General features: G+C 59.2%; 17 protein-coding genes and 1 tRNA gene. 15 read left to right on the forward strand and 3 right to left on the reverse strand.

Translation table 11 applies throughout. The features are described 5' to 3' along the window. Nucleotides 1-15: 15 nt before the first annotated feature. The 3 genes from QA646_RS11140 to QA646_RS11150 form a co-directional block, all read right to left on the reverse strand. Nucleotides 16-1,767, reverse strand: a complete 1,752-nt coding sequence (locus QA646_RS11140; protein WP_283055523.1) for a CRTAC1 family protein — start codon at nucleotides 1,765-1,767, stop codon at nucleotides 16-18. Between the two features lie 63 nt (nucleotides 1,768-1,830). Beyond that, the gene (locus QA646_RS11145; RefSeq protein WP_283055524.1) at nucleotides 1,831-3,204 is read right to left on the reverse strand and encodes a hypothetical protein; all 1,374 of its coding nucleotides are present in this window, start codon (nucleotides 3,202-3,204) and stop codon (nucleotides 1,831-1,833) included. Nucleotides 3,205-3,214: 10 nt separating this feature from the next. Further along, nucleotides 3,215-4,453, reverse strand: a complete 1,239-nt coding sequence (locus QA646_RS11150; protein WP_283055525.1) for an ROK family transcriptional regulator — start codon at nucleotides 4,451-4,453, stop codon at nucleotides 3,215-3,217. Between the two features lie 221 nt (nucleotides 4,454-4,674). On the opposite strand from QA646_RS11150, the gene xylF reads away from it, so the two are divergent. The 15 genes from xylF to cydB all read left to right on the forward strand — a co-directional run bounded on the left by xylF (nucleotide 4,675) and on the right by cydB (nucleotide 21,033). Continuing rightward, entirely contained in the window at nucleotides 4,675-5,715 is a 1,041-nt protein-coding gene (gene xylF / locus QA646_RS11155) for a D-xylose ABC transporter substrate-binding protein (RefSeq protein WP_283055526.1), read from the forward strand. 291 nt (nucleotides 5,716-6,006) lie between these two features. Next, entirely contained in the window at nucleotides 6,007-7,335 is a 1,329-nt protein-coding gene (locus QA646_RS11160) for a sugar ABC transporter permease (RefSeq protein WP_283055527.1), read from the forward strand. Nucleotides 7,336-7,350: 15 nt separating this feature from the next. Next, nucleotides 7,351-8,133, forward strand: a complete 783-nt coding sequence (locus tag QA646_RS11165) for an ATP-binding cassette domain-containing protein (protein ID WP_120704920.1) — start codon at nucleotides 7,351-7,353, stop codon at nucleotides 8,131-8,133. A 167-nt stretch (nucleotides 8,134-8,300) separates the two neighbouring features. Then, nucleotides 8,301-8,377: transfer RNA gene (locus QA646_RS11170), tRNA-Arg, on the forward strand. 434 nt (nucleotides 8,378-8,811) lie between these two features. Continuing rightward, complete coding sequence (locus QA646_RS11175; protein WP_283055528.1) at nucleotides 8,812-10,263, forward strand: DUF3696 domain-containing protein; 1,452 nt, start codon at nucleotides 8,812-8,814, stop codon at nucleotides 10,261-10,263. Continuing rightward, a complete protein-coding gene (locus QA646_RS11180; RefSeq protein ID WP_283055529.1) occupies nucleotides 10,260-11,165 on the forward strand; it encodes a hypothetical protein in 906 nt (301 codons plus the stop codon). Before QA646_RS11175 ends, QA646_RS11180 begins: the two co-directional genes overlap by 4 nt. Before the next feature lie 278 nt (nucleotides 11,166-11,443). Then, on the forward strand, nucleotides 11,444-11,605 hold the full coding sequence (locus QA646_RS11185) for a hypothetical protein (RefSeq protein ID WP_283055530.1): 162 nt from the start codon (nucleotides 11,444-11,446) through the stop codon (nucleotides 11,603-11,605). Between the two features lie 86 nt (nucleotides 11,606-11,691). Next, a protein-coding gene (locus QA646_RS11190) for an IS630 family transposase (RefSeq protein ID WP_283055531.1) occupies nucleotides 11,692-12,638 on the forward strand; the annotation gives its coding sequence in 2 pieces (ribosomal slippage) (nucleotides 11,692-12,040 and nucleotides 12,040-12,638; 948 coding nt in all). 234 nt (nucleotides 12,639-12,872) lie between these two features. Beyond that, nucleotides 12,873-13,286 (forward strand): DoxX family protein, encoded by a 414-nt coding sequence (locus tag QA646_RS11195; RefSeq protein WP_283055532.1) that lies wholly within the window; start codon nucleotides 12,873-12,875, stop codon nucleotides 13,284-13,286. Nucleotides 13,287-13,466: 180 nt separating this feature from the next. Further along, nucleotides 13,467-13,988, forward strand: coding sequence for an arsenate reductase ArsC (locus QA646_RS11200; RefSeq protein WP_283055533.1), 522 nt, complete (start codon nucleotides 13,467-13,469; stop codon nucleotides 13,986-13,988). A gap of 180 nt (nucleotides 13,989-14,168) precedes the next feature. Further along, the gene (locus tag QA646_RS11205; protein ID WP_283055534.1) at nucleotides 14,169-14,744 is read left to right on the forward strand and encodes a GbsR/MarR family transcriptional regulator; all 576 of its coding nucleotides are present in this window, start codon (nucleotides 14,169-14,171) and stop codon (nucleotides 14,742-14,744) included. Nucleotides 14,745-14,747: 3 nt separating this feature from the next. Then, complete coding sequence (gene cydD, locus QA646_RS11210; protein WP_283055535.1) at nucleotides 14,748-16,502, forward strand: thiol reductant ABC exporter subunit CydD; 1,755 nt, start codon at nucleotides 14,748-14,750, stop codon at nucleotides 16,500-16,502. After that, nucleotides 16,499-18,190, forward strand: coding sequence for a thiol reductant ABC exporter subunit CydC (cydC, locus tag QA646_RS11215; RefSeq protein ID WP_283055536.1), 1,692 nt, complete (start codon nucleotides 16,499-16,501; stop codon nucleotides 18,188-18,190). Before cydD ends, cydC begins: the two co-directional genes overlap by 4 nt. A gap of 81 nt (nucleotides 18,191-18,271) precedes the next feature. Then, nucleotides 18,272-19,873: a cytochrome ubiquinol oxidase subunit I gene (locus QA646_RS11220; RefSeq protein WP_283055537.1), complete on the forward strand. Its 1,602-nt coding sequence runs from the start codon at nucleotides 18,272-18,274 to the stop codon at nucleotides 19,871-19,873. A gap of 5 nt (nucleotides 19,874-19,878) precedes the next feature. Next, on the forward strand, nucleotides 19,879-21,033 hold the full coding sequence (cydB, locus tag QA646_RS11225; RefSeq protein WP_283055538.1) for a cytochrome d ubiquinol oxidase subunit II: 1,155 nt from the start codon (nucleotides 19,879-19,881) through the stop codon (nucleotides 21,031-21,033). The last annotated feature ends 19 nt before the right edge of the window (nucleotides 21,034-21,052 follow it).

Below are 21,052 nucleotides of genomic sequence, written 5' to 3' on the forward strand. Positions count from 1 at the left end.
CTTCTCCTTCATTTCCTACTTTATCACAGGTTGATTGCCCGTCTGTTGCCCAGCGGGTGCCGGCGTCACGATAGCCGGTTGCGCGGCAACCTGATTCGCCTTTGTCGGCGGCGCGAACCAGTATTTGGCGGAGGTCGTGCCCCGCTTGATGACGACGTGCTGGTTGGCGAAGATGCGATAGGGCTGGCTCCACTCCCCGTCTGGCCACTGCACGCGCACCACGGCACGTTCATTGGTTCCAAGGCCGAAATGCGTGAAGCCGACATGGCCTGACGCGTGGCCGCCGCCGACCTGCACGCGCTGTACCTGCGTCTGGGTGCCCGCCCGAACATTGATGGTGGCGCCGATGCCCATATGGTTGATCGGGCCGTTGTCCAGCTCGATTTCGGTCCAATTGCCGAGAGGGCGATAGCCCCAATCGGTCTTTGCGCCGAGATTGCGGAACAGGAAGGCGCGCTGCATGCGGTTGACCACGAGAATGTCGAGCATGCCGTCATTGTTGAAATCCTCGACCACGGCGCCGCGCCCCTTGCCGGGGAGCGCAATGCCGGCCTCGTCTCCCTTCTCGGTGAACTTGCCATCGAAGCCCCCAAGCAGAAGGTTGTCAGGATCGCTGCTGGCAAAATCCGGCATGGCCTCGACATTGCCCTTGGTCACGAAGAGATCCATGTTCGTGTCGTTGTTGATGTCGGAGAACTGCGCATGCCAGGCCGTCGATGGCCGATGGTCCTTGCCGGTATAGGGGCGATAGGCGGCAACGCCCTTCTCATAGGCCGTGTCGCGATAGGTTGGGCTGTTTTCGTCGGCCGCCTCGTCGTCGAGCTCCTGAAGCTTGTTGTCGCCCATCGAGGTGATGAAATATTCCGGCCGGCCATTCGCCTTGGGGTCGGCTTCGGCAATGCCCATGCCCCAGATCTTCAGCGATGCCCAGCCGTCGCTTGGCGTATATTGCCGCGGCGGCCTGCCGGGAGAGATATCCCAGAGCTGCTCCTGTCCCCCCCGATAATATTGCCGGTCATTGGCCACCCGCAGCGAATCCTGGCCCGAATGGTTCCAATCGGTGAACAGCATCGACAGCGTGCAATAGCTCGGCTTCAGCGGCAACGGATTGGAGTAGTCGACCTTGTCATTGCCGATAGGACGATCGAAAACATTGTCGCTGCAGGTGCCGAAGGGCGTTCCCGGCGCATAGCGGTCGACATAATTGCCGAAAGCGAGCGTCGGATATTTATTGCCGGCTTCCCAGGTGGCCGCAAAGGCGACCGTCCAGTCCTTGCCGCCATCGAAGACGAAGGTGCGATTGGCTTTTTCGAAGGTACAGTCCGGCCCACCCTTCAGGATAATATTCTCACCGAGCCGCAACAGCACGACGTCTGTATAGCCGTCATTATCGATATCGATCGGATAGACGCCGAGGACGGAGCGGAGATCCTTGTCGGAAAGATTGACCGGCTTCTCTTTGAATTTCAGAGCACCGCCCGTCTCGCTTTCATTGACATAAAGCGCCAAGGGGCTGGTGCCGCCGGCCATCATGAGGTCAGGCTTGCGGTCGCCGTTGCAATCGAAGCTGGCGACGCCGCCGCCGACGAAATATTCCCAACCGCCGGTATATTGATGATCTACGCCGGCGGCGACCGCCTCTTCCTGGAAATGCGGGACATCCATCAGGAAAGGTGCGGGTGCTGTCGTGTCCTCGGCGAAACTGCCGGGCGCGAACGAGAAGAAAATCAAGCTGGCGACGGCGAGGAGGGCTGCAATCTTCTTCATTTGTCTACGCCTGCCTGTTCGATGACCAGAGTCTTGAGGAAAGCGACGATACGGGCGCGATCGTCATCGGACGCGCCGACATAGGCATCGCGGGCAGTGCGGCCGTCGCCGCCATGGGCACGAATGACGCCGTCGAGCGTCGTGATGTCGTTGCGATGGCCATAGGGCGGCGTCGAAGCCACGCCCCAAAGCTCCGCCGTCATGAAGATCCGCCGTCATGAAGATATTGCGATCGACGAAACGTTGCGCCAGAAGCTCGTTGCCGAGCTGGTCGACCGTATTGTCGGTCATCGTATGACGCTTGAGATCGCCGAACAGCGGCACCAGCACCTGCCCCTTGTCATTGCGCTTCAGCTTCTTGGTCCAGTCGAGCTGTGACAAATCGTAGACGGCCGGGTCTTTCACCTGCGTCGTGCTGAGCGTACCCGACATGTCGTTCGGCCCCGGGTCGGAAAAGGAAAGACTGTCGAGCGGCAGGCTCGTTCTGTGGCAGGCCGTGCAACCCATGCCGTCGAACAGCTTTTCGCCGGCTGCCGCCATATCGCGCCATTGGGCATTGTCCGGCACCTTCTGCACCGGCGCCGGCAAGGTTGCCTGCCAGGCCACCATCGCCGAAACGTCGCCGTCGTTGATCTCGTCGGCATGTCCATCGCCATCGAAATCCCTGGTCCCCGTCCAGCGGCCGCCGAAGCGCTCCACCGGTTCCATGCCATGATGCTGATTTAAGGCATTGACGGTGAATTGCCGAAGCGAGGTCATCACTCCCTTCTGGCTGAACGGCCGGATCACAAGATCCATATCGACGCCGTCGAGCTCCTGCATATCGACAAGGCCATTGGGCTGCGCGGTCAGCCAGCCGAATTTGACGCCCTTGGTCTCGAGCGCAATGCGCTGGGGCTGGCCGGTTTTCGCCGCAAGCGAGATCGCCTCGGCGCGCTGGCGCTGCAGATCGACCGTCATCTCGCGCGCCAGAAGCTCGATCAGACCATCGCCGAACAGGCTGTTGGTGCCGCGCTCATTGGAGAATTGCGGATCGGTCGTGTCGAAATCGGCGCTTTCGAAACCTTCGGACACGAAGACATTGGTAGTGAAGTCGCCGGCGCCACCCGGAAAGGGCATATTGTGGCAGGAGGAACAGGCATTGGCGTCGACACCGGCCGTCCGGCTGAATTCGTTCATCACCGGATGCTTGCGCTTGGTCGGCACGATCGCCTGCGTGGCACCGGGGCGCCCTGCCCCGTCCTCCACCGTGAAGCGTGCCGTAAACAGCGCCTCGCCGATCTTGATGAGAGTCTTGAGCTGTTCGACCGTCTGATGGCCGGAAACCTCAGCGCCGGCCTGGCCCAGCGCCGCGGTCTTCTCCTCCCAAGGCTCGGCCGCGATAGCGGGCAATCCCGTCGCGGCAAGACAGAGGCACAAGAGTGCCATTCGTTTCATAATCCCCTCCTCAACCGGTCTGGCTATTCAACTCCGCGACAACACCCGATCTGACGATGTCCTCATCCATCATCGCCAGCGCGCGGTTGAGATGCCCGTCGAACACCAGCGTCGGTTCGTCCGCCATCACCCGCAGCTCCGGCATGCCCTCCATGCGCACGACATGCGATTCCGCCAGCCCCTCGGAAATCCCCTCCAACAACAGGTCGTAATAGCGCGTGCCCGGGCCGGTGATCGCGATCGGCATGCTTTCGTGCAGGCTGAGCACGCGCGACAGGCCGATGCCGAGCGCCAGCCCCGCCTGGCGGAAGGCGAGGATGTTGCGGCGGCTGCCTTGCCGGGCGCTGGCGGCGATCTTGTCGAGTTCTGCGATCGGCACGAATTTCGCGGGGATGGTATCCAGCGGCACGTCGAAGGCAGCGCGCAGGATGGCGTAGAAACCGGCATAGGCCTCGATGCAGCCGCGCGAGCCGCAACGGCAAAGCCCGCCGCCCGACATATGCAGCATATGGCCGAAATTCGGCGCCGATATCTCGTGCTTCCCCTCTTCGCCGCGGCGCACGATGCCGAGACCAATGCTATGGCCGAGCGAGAGCGCGGCAAGCGCCCGGAAATCGCGGCCCTTCTTATTCTCCTCCTCGCGGCCGACGGCAGCGGCAACGAGCAGCGTCTCGTTGCCGAGGACGACTTTCGCCGACCATTCGTCGCGAAGCACCGCTGCAAAATCGATCTGCTCGCGCCCGAAAATCGGCGACCAGCGCAGCACCGGCTCCGAACTCTCGACAAGGCCCTTGCTGCTGATCGAAATCATCAGGACCTTGTCCCGCTGCAATCGCGAGCGGGCGACGATCCGGTTCAGGGCATCGCGCAGCCCCGTGATGAAAGAGCCGACACCCGAGACGTTCTGCTGCCTCTCCTCGGTGAAGCGGTCGATCAGCCGGCCCGCATAATCCACAAGCCAATATTGCACCGCATCTGACGAAATGATGACGACGATGAGATAACCGCAATCGCGCCGCTGTGAAAACAGCACGCGCGGCCGGCCGCGGCCGCTGGCGGCCTGCTGCTCCGCCTTTTCGATAATCTGCGCCCGCTCCAGATCGGTGGTGATGACCGATATCGTCGCCGACGAAAGCCTGGTGAAATCAGAGAGTTCCGTATGGGCGAGCGGACCGTGGCGGCGCAGCGCCGTCAACACCAGAACACTGTTTTTCTGGCGGACCAATTCGGTGCTCGATTTGGCCAGCATTATCAAGCCTCCCGGTCATTCCACCCTCCTGTCCGCACTCCGGCCGGCTCTTGTTCAGCGTCCGATTAAACCTGGAGATGCGGGTGTTGACAGTTGAAAAAATCTCTGACACTAAATTTCTCGACTGTCGAGAAAAAAATCCGAACCTTTCTCGTCAGCGTTATCGCGGCGGCCGGCGGGAGCACAGGGCACGTGCGGTCGCAATCACTCGGGAGGATAATATGAGAGCTTTTATTAAGCTGGCTGCGGGCGCGGCCATCGTTTTGACCATGCAGACAGCGGCCTTCGCGAAGGATCTCGTCGTCGGCGTTTCCTGGTCGAACTTCCAGGAAGAGCGTTGGAAGACCGACGAAGCTGCCATCAAGAAGGCACTCGCCGCAGTTGGCGCCAAGTACATTTCCGCTGACGCCCAGTCTTCCGCTTCCAAGCAGTTGACCGACGTCGAATCCCTGATTTCTCAGGGCGCCAATGCCCTCATCATTCTCGCTCAGGACTCCGACGCCATCGGCCCGGCCGTTGAAAAGGCTGCCGACGAAGGCATTCCCGTTGTCGGCTATGACCGCCTGATCGAAAATCCGGCTGCCTTCTACATCACCTTCGACAACAAGGAAGTGGGCCGCATGCAGGCTCGCGAAATTCTGAAGGCGAAGCCTGAAGGCAACTACGTCTTCATCAAGGGCTCGTCGTCCGACCCGAACGCCGACTTCCTGTTCTCCGGCCAGATGGAAGTGCTGAAGCCCGCCATCGACGCCGGCAAGATCAAGAACGTCGGTGAAGCCTACACGGACGGCTGGCTGCCGCAGAACGCACAGCGCAACATGGAGCAGTTCCTGACCGCCAACAACAACAAGGTTGACGCGGTCGTCGCCTCCAACGACGGCACCGCCGGCGGCGCCGTTGCCGCTCTCGACGCCCAGGGCCTCGCCGGTTCCGTTCCGGTTTCCGGCCAGGACGCCGACAAGGCGGCTCTGAACCGCATCGCACTCGGCACGCAGACGGTTTCCGTCTGGAAGGACTCGCGCGAACTCGGCAAGCGCGCCGCTGAGATCGCCGTCGACCTCGCCAATGGCAAGACGATGGATCAGATCTCCGGCGTTCAGACCTTCAACGGCGGCCCGAAGCACGTTCCGATGAAGTCGGTCTTCCTGACCCCGATCCCGATCACCAAGGATAACCTCAACGTCGTCATCGACGCCGGCTGGATCACCAAGGCTGAAGCTTGCCAGGGCGTCAAGGCCGGCAGCGTTGCAGCCTGCAAATAAGCTGTCCTTGAACGGTTGACCCGAGCATAATAGCGACGCCGCAGCGGCACTCCGTTGCGGCGTCGAATGCGGATCAGGAGCGGACAACTCTCCCTTGCAGTCGGAGACGGAGCTTCCCGCATCGTCCTGCGCCATCGCATATCCCATTGATCAGCCGGATGGCGGTCATCGGGACCGGAACGAAGACCGGCCACACAGGCGATGACGCATTTTTTGAGATCGGCGCGATATTGCCAGCGATAGCGCAGATGCATCGCAGGCCGCGCCCAACAGTGGGAGAACGGCAAAGCGATGGCCGACATGACACAGTCCACCACATCGAGCGGTCCCCGCAATGCAGAAGCCGGTGCAATCACCCGCTTCCTGCGTGCCACCGAAATCGATACCCGCCTGCTCGGCATGATCGGAGCGCTGCTGATCATCTGGATCGGCTTCGATCTTTATCTCCGGATATTCGACGGCCGGGAATTCCTCACCGCCAGAAACCTTTGGAACCTTTCGGTGCAGACCTGCGAAATCGCGGTGCTGGCCACCGGCATGGTGCTGGTCATCGTTACCCGCAACATCGATCTCTCAGTCGGCTCGCTGCTCGGCTTCGTCGCCATGATCATGGGCGTCATCCAGGCCAAATGGCTGCCGCAATATCTCGGCTTCGACAGCTCCTGGACCTGGGTCATCACGCTGATCTGCGGCCTGGTGATCGGCACGGCCATCGGCGCCTTCCAGGGCGCGATCACCGCCTTCATGAATGTCCCCTCCTTCATCGTCACCCTCGGCGGGCTTCTCGTCTGGCGCGGCCTTGCCTGGTATGTCACCAGCGGCCAGACCGTGGCGCCGATGGACTCCACCTTTGTCATCATGGGCGGCGGCGGCGCCACCGGTTCGATCGGCGCCACCTGGAGCTGGGTGGTGGGTGTCATCTCCTGCCTGCTGATCATCCTCGGCATCGTCGGCTCGCGCCAGCAAAGAAAGCGCTTTCACTTTCCGCGCCGTCCGCTTTGGGCGGAATATTTCCTGGCCAGCCTCGGCTCGCTGATCGTGCTTGGGACGGTCTATCTCTTCAACAGCTACTATTGGCCGATCGGCATCGCCAAGCGCTACGCCACGGACCATAATATTGCCTGGCCGGAGACGGGATTGGACATTCCCTACGGCATCGCCGTTCCCGTGCTCATCGCCGTCTTCATCGGCATCGTGATGACCTTCATCTCTACGCGCCTGCGCTTCGGCCGCTATGTCTTCGCCATCGGCGGCAATCCGGAAGCTGCCGAGCTCGCCGGCATCAAGACCCGCTGGGTCATCGTGAGGATCTTCGCGCTGATGGGCTTCCTCGCCGCCGTCGCGGCCGCCATTTCCACCGCGCGCCTCAACTCGGCCGTCAACTCGCAGGGCACGACCTACGAGCTCTTCACCATCGCCGCGGCGGTCATCGGCGGCACCTCGCTTGCCGGCGGCAGCGGCACGGTCGCCGGCGCCATGATCGGCGCCCTCGTCATGCAATCGCTGCAATCGGGCATGGGTCTCGCCAATGTCGATACGCCAATTCAGAACGTCGTCGTGGGCATTGTCCTGGTGGTCGCCGTCTGGCTCGACATCGTCTACCGCTCGCGCGCCAAGTAAAAGGAATTCGGAACCATGACGGATCAAACCACTCCGCTTGTGGAAATGAAGAACATTTCCATCTCCTTCGGCGGCATTCACGCCGTCGACAACGCCTCGGTCGACCTCTTCCCCGGCGAAGTCGTGGCGCTGCTCGGCCATAACGGCGCCGGCAAGTCGACGCTGATCAAGATTCTCTCCGGCGCCTACAAGCGCGACAGCGGCGAAATTCTGATCAACGGCGAACCGGCCGATATCCGCACACCGCGCGATGCCAAGAAATACGGCATCGAGACGATCTACCAGACGCTCGCCGTCGCCGACAATGTCGACGCCGCCGCCAACCTCTATCTCGGCCGCGAGCTGCAGACCCGCTGGGGCACGCTGGACGACGTCGCCATGGAAGCTTCCGCCCGCAAGGTGATGGGACGGCTCAACCCCAACTTCAAGCGCTTCAAGGAGCCGGTAAAGGCGCTCTCCGGCGGCCAGCGCCAATCGGTGGCGATCGCCCGCGCCATCCTCTTCAATGCTCGCATCCTGATCATGGACGAGCCGACGGCAGCCCTGGGCCCTCAGGAAACCGCGCAGGTGGGCGACCTGATCAAGGAGCTGAAGAAGGACGGCATCGGCATCTTCCTCATCAGCCACGACATCCACGATGTCTTCGACCTCGCCGACCGCGTCTCGGTGATGAAGAACGGCCAGGTCGTCGGCCACGCCCGCACCGAAGACGTCACCAAGGACGAAGTCCTCGGCATGATCATCCTCGGCAAAGTCCCGCCCAAAGCCATCCCCGGCCCCGGCGCGATGAAGAGCTGAGCCCGATATCGCAAGCCAACGAACAGGGCCGCGCTCCCCAGCGATTGCGGCCCTTTTTCATTCAAACAAACCGATATGTGCTTTCCCGCATTTTCCGCATTGAAGCCAAACGCCGTCTAGGCTAAGAACCACCTCATCGGACAGGCGAGTCAGATCGCCAAAGGCATGCACCCGTAGCTCAGCTGGATAGAGTGTTGGATTCCGATTCCAAAGGTCACAGGTTCGAATCCTGTCGGGTGCGCCAACAATTTCAACCACTTACCACCAGCTTGATAGAACAGACATATTCCGCAGGAAGCATATAGGAAGCAAGCGTTTAGTCATAGCGTAGCTACTATTCATGTGTGTGTACGACACACGCGATAGTCATAACCTCTACCGTCTCACACGCAGCAAAGACGTCCTGCACCACAGTACCGAAAATGGCAGGCCCGGAGGGCCTCATAATTCGCAATATAAATAAGGCCACGAATGTATCATATGTGTTCGCGTATTCGCGGCTAACATTGAACAGCAGTTGCTTGCCAGAAGACAGCGCAGCGCGCTGTATGCACAGCACCTAAGCGCAAATAAATAGTTTGTTTCGAAAGTGCCAACACCTTAATCAAACATGAAAGATCTTGACATACATCAAAGCTCAAGGTTGCATCTGGCTGGGTTAAATTCTGGGATTTTATCGTGCTCAATGCTGTCCGCTATAAAAATTTTAAACGATATGATGACACCACGCTCGATCTCTCAAAACGGCTGACAATACTTGTTGGACCTAATAGCTCCGGTAAATCATCGCTGATCAAGGGTATACTTGCATTTAAACAAACCTATGGAGACCCTTCCGACCACGCCGGTTTCGTCGCTCAAGGGCAATATGTGGATATCGGCAATTTTGTCGAATATGCCAAGGATCACGATATTAGCCGGAACACCACATTTGTTTTCTCGATCCGGACGGATGGCGCAGTCCGTCACTCGCTATTGGTAGAAGAAGCTTTCATCGAAATTGAGCATGCGAACGATCCTCAGACGGGACATGGACGAGTAGAATCCTACTCTCTATATCTGCCGGCTCCCAACAGTGGGGTAACAATCGATAACTATGCGGATTGCGAATGCGTAATACAATTCAAAAGGATGAATAAAACGGATGAAAGCTTCAGGGTATCTTTCACTGAAGATTTTTATATCCTTCTTATCAACAAATTTAAGTTTATTGCTCCTGGTACTTCAAAGGTGGATTACCAAAAAATAAGCCAAGCGCTTAAACTGGGCGTGTTTCAAGGAAAGCGCGACAACAAGAATGGAATGAGTATTTCGCCCGAGCGCGAACCGCTGCGCGAGGAATTTTTCAACTTTGTCTTTCCAGCCGAGCGATTTGTTCTGCTACCCCTTCACAATCAACTTTTCGAATCGCTAACTGAAGCGACGTACGCACTGGCTTCCCTTCGTGAAAAGCCAGTCCGGTCAATGACGCTGACAGACGAAAGAAGAGTTGTGGGTCCAACCGGGGCCCACACTGCCGCTGTTTACCATTATATGCGGCAGAGATCAGTTAAAGCCGGCAAACGCCAAGCGCGCATCAAAGATGACTACAACCGCTTGGACATGTGGCTTTCGCGCTTAAAGTTGGGGCGAGATATCGAAATTAATAATTGGCGCGATCTTATCGACCTCAGGATGAAATCAAATGATGCCTCCCTCGCCAGCGACTCGGTTGTGGACGTTGGGGTCGGATTTTCTCAAGCCGCACCAATTCTAGTCCAGTTGGCCGCCATGCCTGACGATACAATGTTGATTGTCGAACAGCCGGAGCTTCACCTCTATCCCTGGTCTCAAACACGTCTCGGCGAAATTCTTTGCGAGGAGGCGCACCGAGGCAGAAAGCGCATTGTGCTTGAAACTCACAGCGAACACTTGATTCACGGAATTCAATTGCACGTCAGCAATGTTCGCGCGGGGAAGATTGAAGGGCTGAGACCAGAAGACGTGCAGATCGTCTACGTTTCCGGAGACTCTTCACTCTCGCAAATCACTCTTAACGAGTACGGCGAATTCGTCTCAGATTGGCCAGACGGATTTTTCGATCAAACGCTTCGTGTATACAGAACACTCATTGAAAATAGAAACAAATGAAGCCCGTAGTAGCGTCGGAAGTAAATTTTGTAAGAAATATTTTGATTGAAGCCGGCGGAGTGCCGACGAATTACTTACGATATATGCTCCTTCCAAATGAATTCGGGGAGATTTTGAATACCGTTACAAATCCCTCATCAACTGAAGGTCAAATACTGTCGGGACTAATCAATGCCAGGGTTATTAACGCGGTAAATTCTTCGGATATGACCAAGAATATTAAAGCAAATTTGGTCGATATTGATCCGAAGTATATCGAGTTATCACTCATGTGCGGAAAGCATTTCGTACATTTCATCGAAATTACTCAGAAAAATGCGAGTGAATTTTTAAAATATGATATAACAACACATCACGCTGATAACATTAATTACACTGATATATTGGGTGAGCACAAAACAAACGTAATAAAATCTTGGAATTTGGTAGACGGAGATACTCAATGTATTTCAGATCATGCGCTAAAATATTTAAATCATATAGCGTCAATTAAAATTTATGATCGATATTTTACGCCTCACGCATTGAAAGCTTTGGAAACATTATTCTCAAAATACGCCGGTATATTCGGAAAATTCCCCGGAAGCCTGAGTATATATTTAGGAGCGGGTCCATCGGGAGGCCTCAGTATCCCAGGCATCACGGGAGTAATGTCATCGTGGGTAGACGCATCGAAGTTACGCATACTAACGTCCAGCCGTGTTGGCAATTTGTTTGTACACGACAGAGTAATGCAGCTTGATAATGATTATACCTTTGAATTCACCGCAGGCTTGAACTGCTATTTTGAGAATGGTGGAAAGAACAGAACAAGCACTGTACATCTTAGAAGCATAGTTGCGGATTATACTGAATTCGAAATCAAAGATCAGTCCGGTAACATTATAAAATTTCGTTTCTGATCAACATTGTATTGCAACTCTCTTGAGACCAAAAGCTGGTGCAACCTAGTCCTTTGTTGACTCGGCTCCAATGCAAAGCAGAAAAGAATGAGTGAAACTATCCGCCACGGGGATATTGTGCGCACAAAGGGAATACGGTTGCGACGGTAAAAGCTGACGGCAGGCACCGTCTATCCAGCCCTCCACTCCCCCACCCCCATCCATGAACAAACCGTAACTTGCCCCTCCGCCCCTTGAGCGCGACACTTCCATCGCGCCGGATAACGGAGATGATAGACATGTCGAATTTGGAAATGCTTGTCAGACGCCGGATCGAAGATGAGCGGGCCAAGGGGACATCCCCGGAGCGGATAACGCAGCTCGTTCAGGAACTCTTCAACAGCATGGACGCCGCGCAGGCAAATGCTTCCCATGCGGTTTCGCGCGATCGGAATTCTTAGAGCGCTTCCCTGACTGATTGAATCGAATTGCTTTTCAAATCACTTGCATTCTGATTCAACCTATCTGCCGATGGAGGTCGGCAGATATGTCGAAAGCCCTTTCCGTTGATCTTCGCATACGTGTGCTTGCCGCCGTCGATGGCGGAGCATCTCATAGGGAGGCAGCCGAGCGTTTTGGTGTGAGCGCAGCCAGCGTGAGCCGTTGGCGTAACCTGCAAATTCGGCATGGAAACGTTCGTCCCGGTCCGCTTGGTGGCGACCGCAGTTCCCATAAGATTGAAGCTCATGCCGATCTGATAATGGCTTGGCTTGCAGAGCACCGGGATGGGACGCTATTTGAGCTTCGTGACGCTCTTGCGGCCCAAGGCATCATCGCGAGCAAGTCGGCCCTGCACCGGTTTCTCGTTCGGCACAACCAGACGCGCAAAAAAAGACTGGCCATGCGGTAGAGCAGAGCCGTCCGGACATCCTGGAAAAGCGGCAAGCCTGGTTCGAGGACCAACTCGATCTCGACCCGGAGCGGCTTGTGTTCATCGACGAGACCTGGACGGCAACCAATATGGCCCGCACTCATGGACGATGCCGCAAGGGTGAGCGGTTGCGAATGGGGTTTCCGCATGGTCACCGCAAGACAACCACACTGGTTGCAGGCCTACGCAGCACGGGAATAGTGGCACCGCTTGTCATCGACGGGCCGATCAACGGTGAGTGGTTCGAAGCCTATGTCGCTCAGGTCCTGCTTCCAACCTTGAAGCCGGGTGATGTCGTCATTCTCGATAATCTATCCAGCCACAAACGACCGGCGGCGCGAGAGATGATCGAAGCGGCAGGTGCGACCATGATGTTCCTTCCGCCCTACAGCCCGGACTTCAATCCCATAGAAAAGGCCTTCTCCAAGCTGAAGGCACTCCTGCGAAAAGCTGCCGAGAGAACCGTAACCGGTCTATGGGATCGCATCGGCAAGCTGATTGGGCGGGTCGACCCACAAGAGGCCCGAAACTACTTCAACTCATGTGGATACGATCCAGCATGAATGGGAAACGCTCTAAGCCGGATTGCGCATCTATCACCTCGCCGGCCCGAAGCTTGATATCTTCGCGCCGGCGCTCTCCTTCGAAGTTGCTTCGGCTCTATCATCCGATCTGACTGCCAACGCGAAAACATTTCCCGCACCGTGTCGGAAATGCAGCCTATCTTCCGTCCTTGGGCGAGAACGGCGATGCCGTAATCTGCATCGCCGAATAGTCGAAAAACGGAGGATATCGACATGGGCAAGACAATCGCAATCTGCATCGCCAGATTGATCTTCGGCGCCGTCTTCGTGATGGCGGCCGCCTTTAAATTCGCCGACATGCAATCGACGGCAGGCTATATAGCCTCGGCCGGTTTCCCGCTTTCCCTATTCCTCGCCTGGATCGCCGCCTTCTTCGAAAGCGCTCTGGCGATCTGCCTGCTGACGGGGGCTTTCTTCTCGGAAGCCGCGCTGCTTGCCGGCATCTACGTCATCTTCCTTGCCTTCAGCTTCCATGGACCAAGCCGCTGGAGCGGCAATCAGGCGGAATTCGGCTTCTTCGTCGATCATTTCACCTTCCTCGCCGGCCTGCTGTTTGCGGCGGTTCACGGCCCCGGAGAAAGACTGGCCGTGCGCATCGGCATGTTGCGATCAGATACCGGCATCTGATCGCAGCCGCTTTCTTCAAGAGTGACGCATCTTTCGCCCTATAGTGTATAGTCGCTGCTGCGATGCTTCCGACGGTTGGCGCGCCTCCTGAAAAGGGTGGCTGCGCCCGCCATCCGGAAATCCGCGTATCGCCTGCCATGACCGTCACCCGCTTGACACGATACATGGGGAGAAAGCGCAATGAGCGATGATCGCGTCTATAATGTTCTGTTCCTCTGCACGGGCAATTCCGCCCGTTCAATCCTGGCTGAATCGATCTTGAACACCGAAGGCAAGGGCCGCTTCCGCGCCTTTTCGGCCGGCAGTTCTCCCAAGGGAAAGATAAACCCCTGGGCCGTCAGGACACTGGATGCCTTCGGCTACCCCTCCTCCGGCTTCGCTTCGAAAAGCTGGGATGTCTTTGCCGAACCGGGCGCGCCGCAGATGGATTTCATCATTACCGTCTGTGACGACGCGGCAGGGGAAGCCTGTCCGGTATGGCCCGGCCATCCTGCTTCTGCGCATTGGGGCATCGAGGACCCCTCCACCGTCGAAGGTTCCGAACTGGACAAAGGCCGCGCCTTTGCGCAGGCAGCTCGTTACCTGAAAAACCGGATCATGCTTTTGGTCAACCTGCCGGTCGCATCGATCGACCGGCTGGCACTGGAAGCGCATCTGCTCGAGATCGGCCAGATAGAAGGCTCGACATCGCTGCGGACCTGAGCGGAACGCCGCGGCTTTGATTTCGGTCAAAGCTCGCGCGCGCCAAACCCTCCATGATCGGAGCATCGAAGCTTGCTCGCGCGGATTGACGCATGGATGACATACCGATTGCAAAGTGGGCCGGCTTACAAATACAGTGATTTCAGAAATTTCTGAAATCACTGATAATGAGGTATAGCCATGAATCTTCCGCCTCTCGTACAATCCTTCGTGCTTCATTTTGGGGAAATGGGTTCGCGCTGGGGCATCAACCGCACGGTTGGGCAGATCTATGCCCTGCTCTTCGTCTCCCCGACACCCGTTTGCGCCGAGGAGATCGTCGAAGCCCTTGGCATTTCCCGCTCGAACGTCTCCATGAGCCTGCGCGAATTGCAGGCCTGGAACCTCGTGCTCCTCAAACACAAGCCGGACGACCGCCGCGACTTCTTCACGACGCCGGATGATGTCTGGCAGATCCTGCGCACGCTCGCCGAAGAGCGTAAGAAGCGCGAGATCGACCCTACCCTTTCGATGCTACGCGAAATCCTGATGCAACAGCCGGCAAGCGACGCCGAACGCCATGCGCAGGCACGGATGGGCGAGATGTACGGCCTGATCGAGCGCCTGACCAACTGGTACGAGGACGTCAAGCAGTTGGAAACCGAGCGGCTTGCGACCCTTCTGCTGCTCGGCTCGAAGGTGACGAAGCTGCTGGAGGCGAAGGACCGCGTCGTCTCGCTCGGCCGCCGCCGCTCCAAGACGGCGCAAGAGGATTGAACAATGACGACGGCTTTCTTTGATCCCGACCTCACGCCGGAAGAAATACAGCCGACCGTGCCCGATGCCGTGCCTGCCGCGAAGCGAAATCGGCCAGGCCGGCCACGAAAGCCGGCGGGGCTTTTGCTGGCCGCGGGCCTGCAGACCGCGGCAGCGCTGATCTGGATTCCGCAAGCAGCCCTCCTCGCCTTCAGCGTCGGCGTCATAAGCGATGGCGGCAATACGATGGACGTGGCGTTTGCAGCGCTGGCGATATTGGCGCTCGGCTTCGTTCGCGCCGCCCTCGATGCCGCCGGCGGACGCGTCGCCTTCCGCACGGCAAGAGGCGAGCTGACATCGCGACGCAATCGCGCCGTTGCTGCACTTGCGGCCCGATCGCCGCTCGATATCGGCAAGCCGGCCTCCGGTCTCGCGGCAAGCGTCGTCGGAGAACAGGCAGAGGCGATCGTCCCCTATCTCGCCCGTTTCCAGCCGGTGCGCATGAAGGCAAGCGCGGTGCCGCTCGTCACCCTCGCCTGCGTCCTTACGATTTCCTGGGTTGCGGGTCTTATCCTGCTTGTCTCGGCACCACTTATCCCGATTTTCATGGCTTTGATCGGCTGGCGCGCCAAGGCTGCCAGCGAAAAGCAACTGGCCGAAACCGGCGGCCTCAACGCTTTTCTGCTCGACCGCCTGCGCGGGCTTGCGACGATCCGGGCGCTCGGCGCCGTCGATGTCACGGCCATACGATTGCGCGCCGATGCGGATTCCCTGCGACGGCGTACGATGGCGGTATTGAAGATCGCCTTTCTATCCTCTGCCGTTCTCGAGCTTTTCGCTGCCCTGGGCGTTGCGGCAACCGCCGTCTACATCGGCTTCAGCCTGTTGGGGTCGATCGATATCGGCATGTGGCACGGCCGGCTGACGCTGACGCAGGGGCTTTTCATCCTCCTGCTCGCGCCGGCCTTTTTCGAACCCTTGCGCGAATTCTCAGCCGTTTGGCACGATCGCGCCAATGGCGAAGCGGCGCTTGCGGCACTCGACGCTCTCTCCTCGCAAGGATCTGCGATTCTCGATGGCGATGAACAAGATGTCAGCGACAGCCGGATGGTGCCTGCTGCTCCCTCCGTAGAGATCGACGGGCTTGTTTTCCGCTACACACCGGATCGTCCGGCCGCGATCGGCAACCTCTGTCTCGATGTTGCCGCCGGAGAACATGTTGCGCTTTGGGGCGCCAGCGGCTCCGGCAAGACCACTATCCTCTCTCTGATCGCAGGGCTCGCGCCACGGGAGGCTGGTATGATCAGGATCGGCGGCATCCCGCTGGCGGATAATAATGCCGCCTCCCTTCGCCGTCGCATGGCCTGGATCGGACAACGGCCGCATATTTTCTCTGGCAGCCTGAAGCGAAATGTCAGCCTCGGCCGCGCGGATATCGACGACAGCGCCATCGAAGACGCACTTCGTACCGTGCGGCTGGACAGCGTGATTGCTGCGAACGAGATCGCCGCGGTCGGCGAAAGCGGTTTAGGCCTTTCCGGCGGCGAAGCGCTGCGGCTGGCGCTGGCCCGCGTGGCCGCCAACCACGAGGCCGGCATCATCCTCGCCGACGAGCCGACCGCCCACCTCGACGCCGTCACAGCCGCCGAGGTGACCGAAGCTTTGCTGGCGCTGGCAAAGGGCCGGACACTGATCGTCGCAACACACGATCCGCTGCTTGCATCACGCCTCAACCGCACCATCCGGCTTGAAACACAGCACAAGGAGATTGCCGCATGAGACGGAGCCTCTCGACGCTTCTCCCAATCATCCGCCTGTTCCATGCCGAGCGCGGACGTGGTCTCTGCCTCGGCGCGGCGCTATCGGCTATGGCCGTGCTGGCCGGAGCTGGATTGCTCGGTCTCTCCGGCTGGTTCATTACCGCGACGGCGCTCGCCGGTGCCTCGGCCACGACCGCCATCGTCTTCGACGTCTTCGCGCCATCGGCCGGCATCCGCCTGCTCGCCATCGGCCGCACGGCAGCGCGTTATGGCGAGCGGCTGGTGACCCATGACGTGACGCTCCGCGTTCTCGCCGCCTTGCGCGAAAGGCTCTTTCGCGGCTGGGCAACACCGGGCAGCGCCGCAGCCATGCTGCGTCGCCCGGCCAAGCTGCTATTCCGGCTCACAGCCGATATCGATGCGCTGGATTCGCTTTATCTGCGGGTGCTGCTGCCTGCTGGCGTCGCCCTGCTGTCGGCGCTTGCTATCAGCGTTGCGCTCGGCCTGATGCAGCCGCTCTTCGGGATTTTGGTCGGCCTCTGGCTCGTCACCACAGGCCTCGGCATACCCTTGATCGCCGGCCGGATGGCAATGAAGCCCGGACGCGGCCGTGCCCACGCGATGGAAGCGCTGCGTGCGCGTATCATCGATCTGGTCGCCGGCCAAACGGATCTCGCCATGACCGGCCGCCTGCAGGCGCAACGCGTCGCCATCGGCGATGCCGACAGACGGCTCGCGGAGGCGGACCATGCGTTGAACAGGATCGAGAATGCCGTGGGCATCGGCTTCTCGCTCGCCTCCACACTTCTGTTGACGGCGACGCTTCTGACGGTCGCGGCGCTTGAGAAACGCGGCATGATCGGCGCTCCCGCAGCCGCTTTCGGCTTGCTGATCGCCGTTGCCGCTACGGAACCTTTCGCAGCACTTCGTCGTGGCGCGTTGGAGCTCGGCCGTACGCTGCTGGCCGCCAAGCGTATTGTACCACGCCTGGCCACCCAAAACGTAGCCTACGAGATCGCACGGCCGCGTGAAGGCTATGCTTTCCAGTTGGAAGCCGTCAGCGCCCGTTACGAGAGCGCCCGGCATCCGGCGATCGGGACCCTTACGCTATCACTGCTTGCTGGCGAGCGACTTGCCCTTGTCGGTGCCAGCGGCGTCGGAAAATCCACGATATTGGCTCTGCTTGCCGGCGAAATCGCCCCCGCATCCGGCACGGTCGCCTGCCTCGAAACAACGACGCTGACGCAACGCACCCAGCTCTTCGACGATACGATCCGCGGCAACCTGCTGCTCGCCGATCCGCGTGCAAGCGACGAACAGCTCTATGAAGCTCTTAAGGCCGCAGGCCTGCTTGCCGACATCAAGGCATTGCCGAAAGGCCTTTCGGCTCGACTCGGCGAAAGCGGAATCGGCCTGTCAGGTGGTCAATCGCGCCGGCTGGCGCTGGCCCGGCTTTTCCTGCGCGACACGCCCCTCTGGCTGCTCGACGAACCGACGGAAGGGCTCGACGCCGAAACTGCGCGCGCGGTGTTGCGAGAGATCGCCGCCAACGCTACCGGCCGCAGCCTCGTCATCGCCACGCACATACGCCGCGAAGCCGCGATCGCCGATCGCATCGTCATGCTCGAACACGGCCGGATCACGGCAACGGCCCGACGCGGGGAACAGGAATTCGACGCCATCCTGAACCGGTTGCGGCCGGACTGAGACGGCAAACTGAAATTAAAAAATACGGCGCTCCAAGTAACGCCGCACCGACCAAATCCCGTTGGACTGTGGGAGAAGACTATGGAACTCGACATCGTGGCGCTGTCGCGCCTGCAGTTTGCCATGACGGCGCTTTATCACTTCCTGTTCGTGCCGCTGACGCTCGGCCTTTCCGTGTTGCTCGCCATCATGGAGACGACCTATGTGATGACGGGGCGGCAGATCTGGCGCCAGATGACCAAATTCTGGGGCACGCTATTCGGCATCAACTTCGTGCTTGGCGTCGCCACCGGCATCGTCATGGAATTCCAGTTCGGCATGAACTGGAGCTATTACAGCTATTACGTCGGCGATATCTTCGGTGCTCCGCTGGCGATCGAAGGGCTGATGGCCTTCTTCCTCGAGGCGACCTTCGTCGGCCTGTTCTTCTTCGGTTGGGACAAGCTCTCCAAGGTCGGGCATCTCATTGCCACCTGGGCGGTCGCGCTCGGCTCCAACTTCTCGGCACTCTGGATCCTCATCGCCAATGGCTGGATGCAAAATCCCGTCGGCTCGGCACTCAATCCGCAGACCATGCGCATGGAGATCACCAGCTTTTTCGACGTGGTCTTCAACCCCGTCGCCCAGGCAAAGTTCGTTCACACGGTATCGGCCGGCTATGTCTGCGCCTCCATCTTCGTGCTCGGCGTTTCGGCCTGGTACATGCTGAAGGGCCGCCACATCGAGATCGCCAAGCGCTCGATGACGGTCGCCGCCTCCTTCGGCCTGGCTTCGGCCCTGTCGGTCGTCGTCCTCGGCGACGAAAGTGGCTATCTATCCACTGAACACCAGAAAATGAAGCTCGCGGCGATCGAGGCCATGTGGGAGACCGAGCCGGCGCCCGCGGCCTTTACCGCCTTCGGCTTTCCGGATCAGAAAGCGCGCGAAACCCATTATGCCGTGCATATACCGTGGGTCATGGGCTTGATCGGCACGCGCTCGCTCACCACCGAAATCCCCGGCATCACCCAGCTTGAGGAGCAGGCGAAGACCCACATCCGCGACGGCATCAAGGCCTATGACGCGCTGATGAATATCCGCGCTGCCCAACCGGCCGCCGCCGGTGCCGCGGCTCAGGATACGTCCACTCAGCAGGCGCGCGCATCCTTCGAAGATATTGGCCATGAGCTCGGTTATGCCCTGCTTCTGAAGCGCTACGTTGACGATCCCCGCCAGGCGACCGACGCCCAGATCGATCAGGCCGCCCGCGATACCATCCCGAACGTGCCGACCCTCTTCTGGACCTTCCGCGTCATGGTCGGCCTGGGCGTGTTCTTCATTCTGCTGACGGCGACCTTCTTCTGGCTTTCGGCCCGCCGCCACCTCGACCGTTATCCCCTATTGCTGAGGATCGCCGTGTTTGCCATCCCGCTTCCCTGGGTTGCCATCGAGTTCGGCTGGGTCGTCGCTGAATTCGGCCGCCAGCCCTGGGTTATCGAAGGCGTGCTGCCGACCGCCGCCGCCGTCTCCAATCTCGGAGCCGGTAACGTGCTTCTCACTCTGCTCGGCTTCGCCGCGATCTACACCGCGCTGATCGTCATCGAAATGAACCTGATGATAAGAGCCATTCGCAAAGGCCCGGAACCGGACGACGAGCCGGAAGCCGACCTTGTGTCCGAAACCCTCGTTCCTGCTAGGGAGTAATCATCATGATCCTGCATCAACTGATCGACTATGAGACTTTGCGCATCATCTGGTGGTTGCTGCTCGGCGTCTTGCTGATCGCCTTTGCGGTGACAGACGGCTTCGACCTGGGTATCGGCACCCTCCTGCCCTTCGTCGCGAGGACGGATACCGAGCGGCGCATCGCCATCAATTCGATCGGCGCGACCTGGGAAGGCAATCAGGTCTGGCTGATCCTCGGCGGCGGCGCCATCTTCGCCGCTTGGCCGCCGCTTTACGCGGTTTCCTTCTCCGGCTTCTATCTGGCGATGTTCGCGATCCTCTTTGCGCTGATCCTCAGGCCGGTGGCCTTCAAATATCGCTCCAAGCGCGAGAGCGCTCGCTGGAAGACCGGCTGGGACTGGGCACTGTTCATCGGCGGCTTCGTCCCTTCGCTGATCTTCGGTGTCGCTGTCGGCAACGTGCTGCAAGGTGTACCGTTCCGCTTCGCCGATGACATGCGGATTTATTACGAGGGCTCGTTCCTTGAACTGCTCAATCCTTACGCCCTGCTTTGCGGCCTGCTCTCCGTCGCCATGCTCACCATGCATGGCGCGGCATGGCTGCAGTTGAAGACGGACGGCGGCGTCGCCGAACGGGCCCGCAGTTTTGGCAGCCTGGCAGCGCTCGCCACGATCGCGCTCTTCGCTCTCGGCGGCCTCGCCCTCTGGTACGGCATCGATGGCTATCACATCACCAGCGAGATCAACCCGATCGGCCCGTCCAATCCGCTGTGGAAGACCGTCGATCACGCGCCCGGCGCCTGGTTTGTCAATTATGGCAGCCATCCCTGGATGATGATCGCTCCGATCTTCGGCCTCCTCGGCGCGATCGCCGCCCTGCTGTCGATGCTTGCCCGTCGTCAAGTGGCACCGTTGCTCTTCAGCAAGCTTGCCATCTTCGGCATCATTTCGACGGTCGGCCTCTCGATGTTCCCCTTCATCCTGCCTTCCTCGCTCGACCCGCGCTCCAGTCTCACGGTCTGGGATGCATCTTCCAGTCATATGACTCTGTTCGTCATGCTGGTCGCGACGCTGATCTTCCTGCCCATCATCTTTCTCTATACGGCCTGGGTCTACCGGGTGCTCTGGGGCAAGATCGACGCCAAGACGATCAGCGACAAAAGCGGCCACGCCTACTGATCTCATAAAGGAGAAAGAA

Origin of the sequence: Rhizobium sp. CB3090, from assembly GCF_029714285.1 — a bacterium.
GTDB lineage: Bacteria > Pseudomonadota > Alphaproteobacteria > Rhizobiales > Rhizobiaceae > Rhizobium.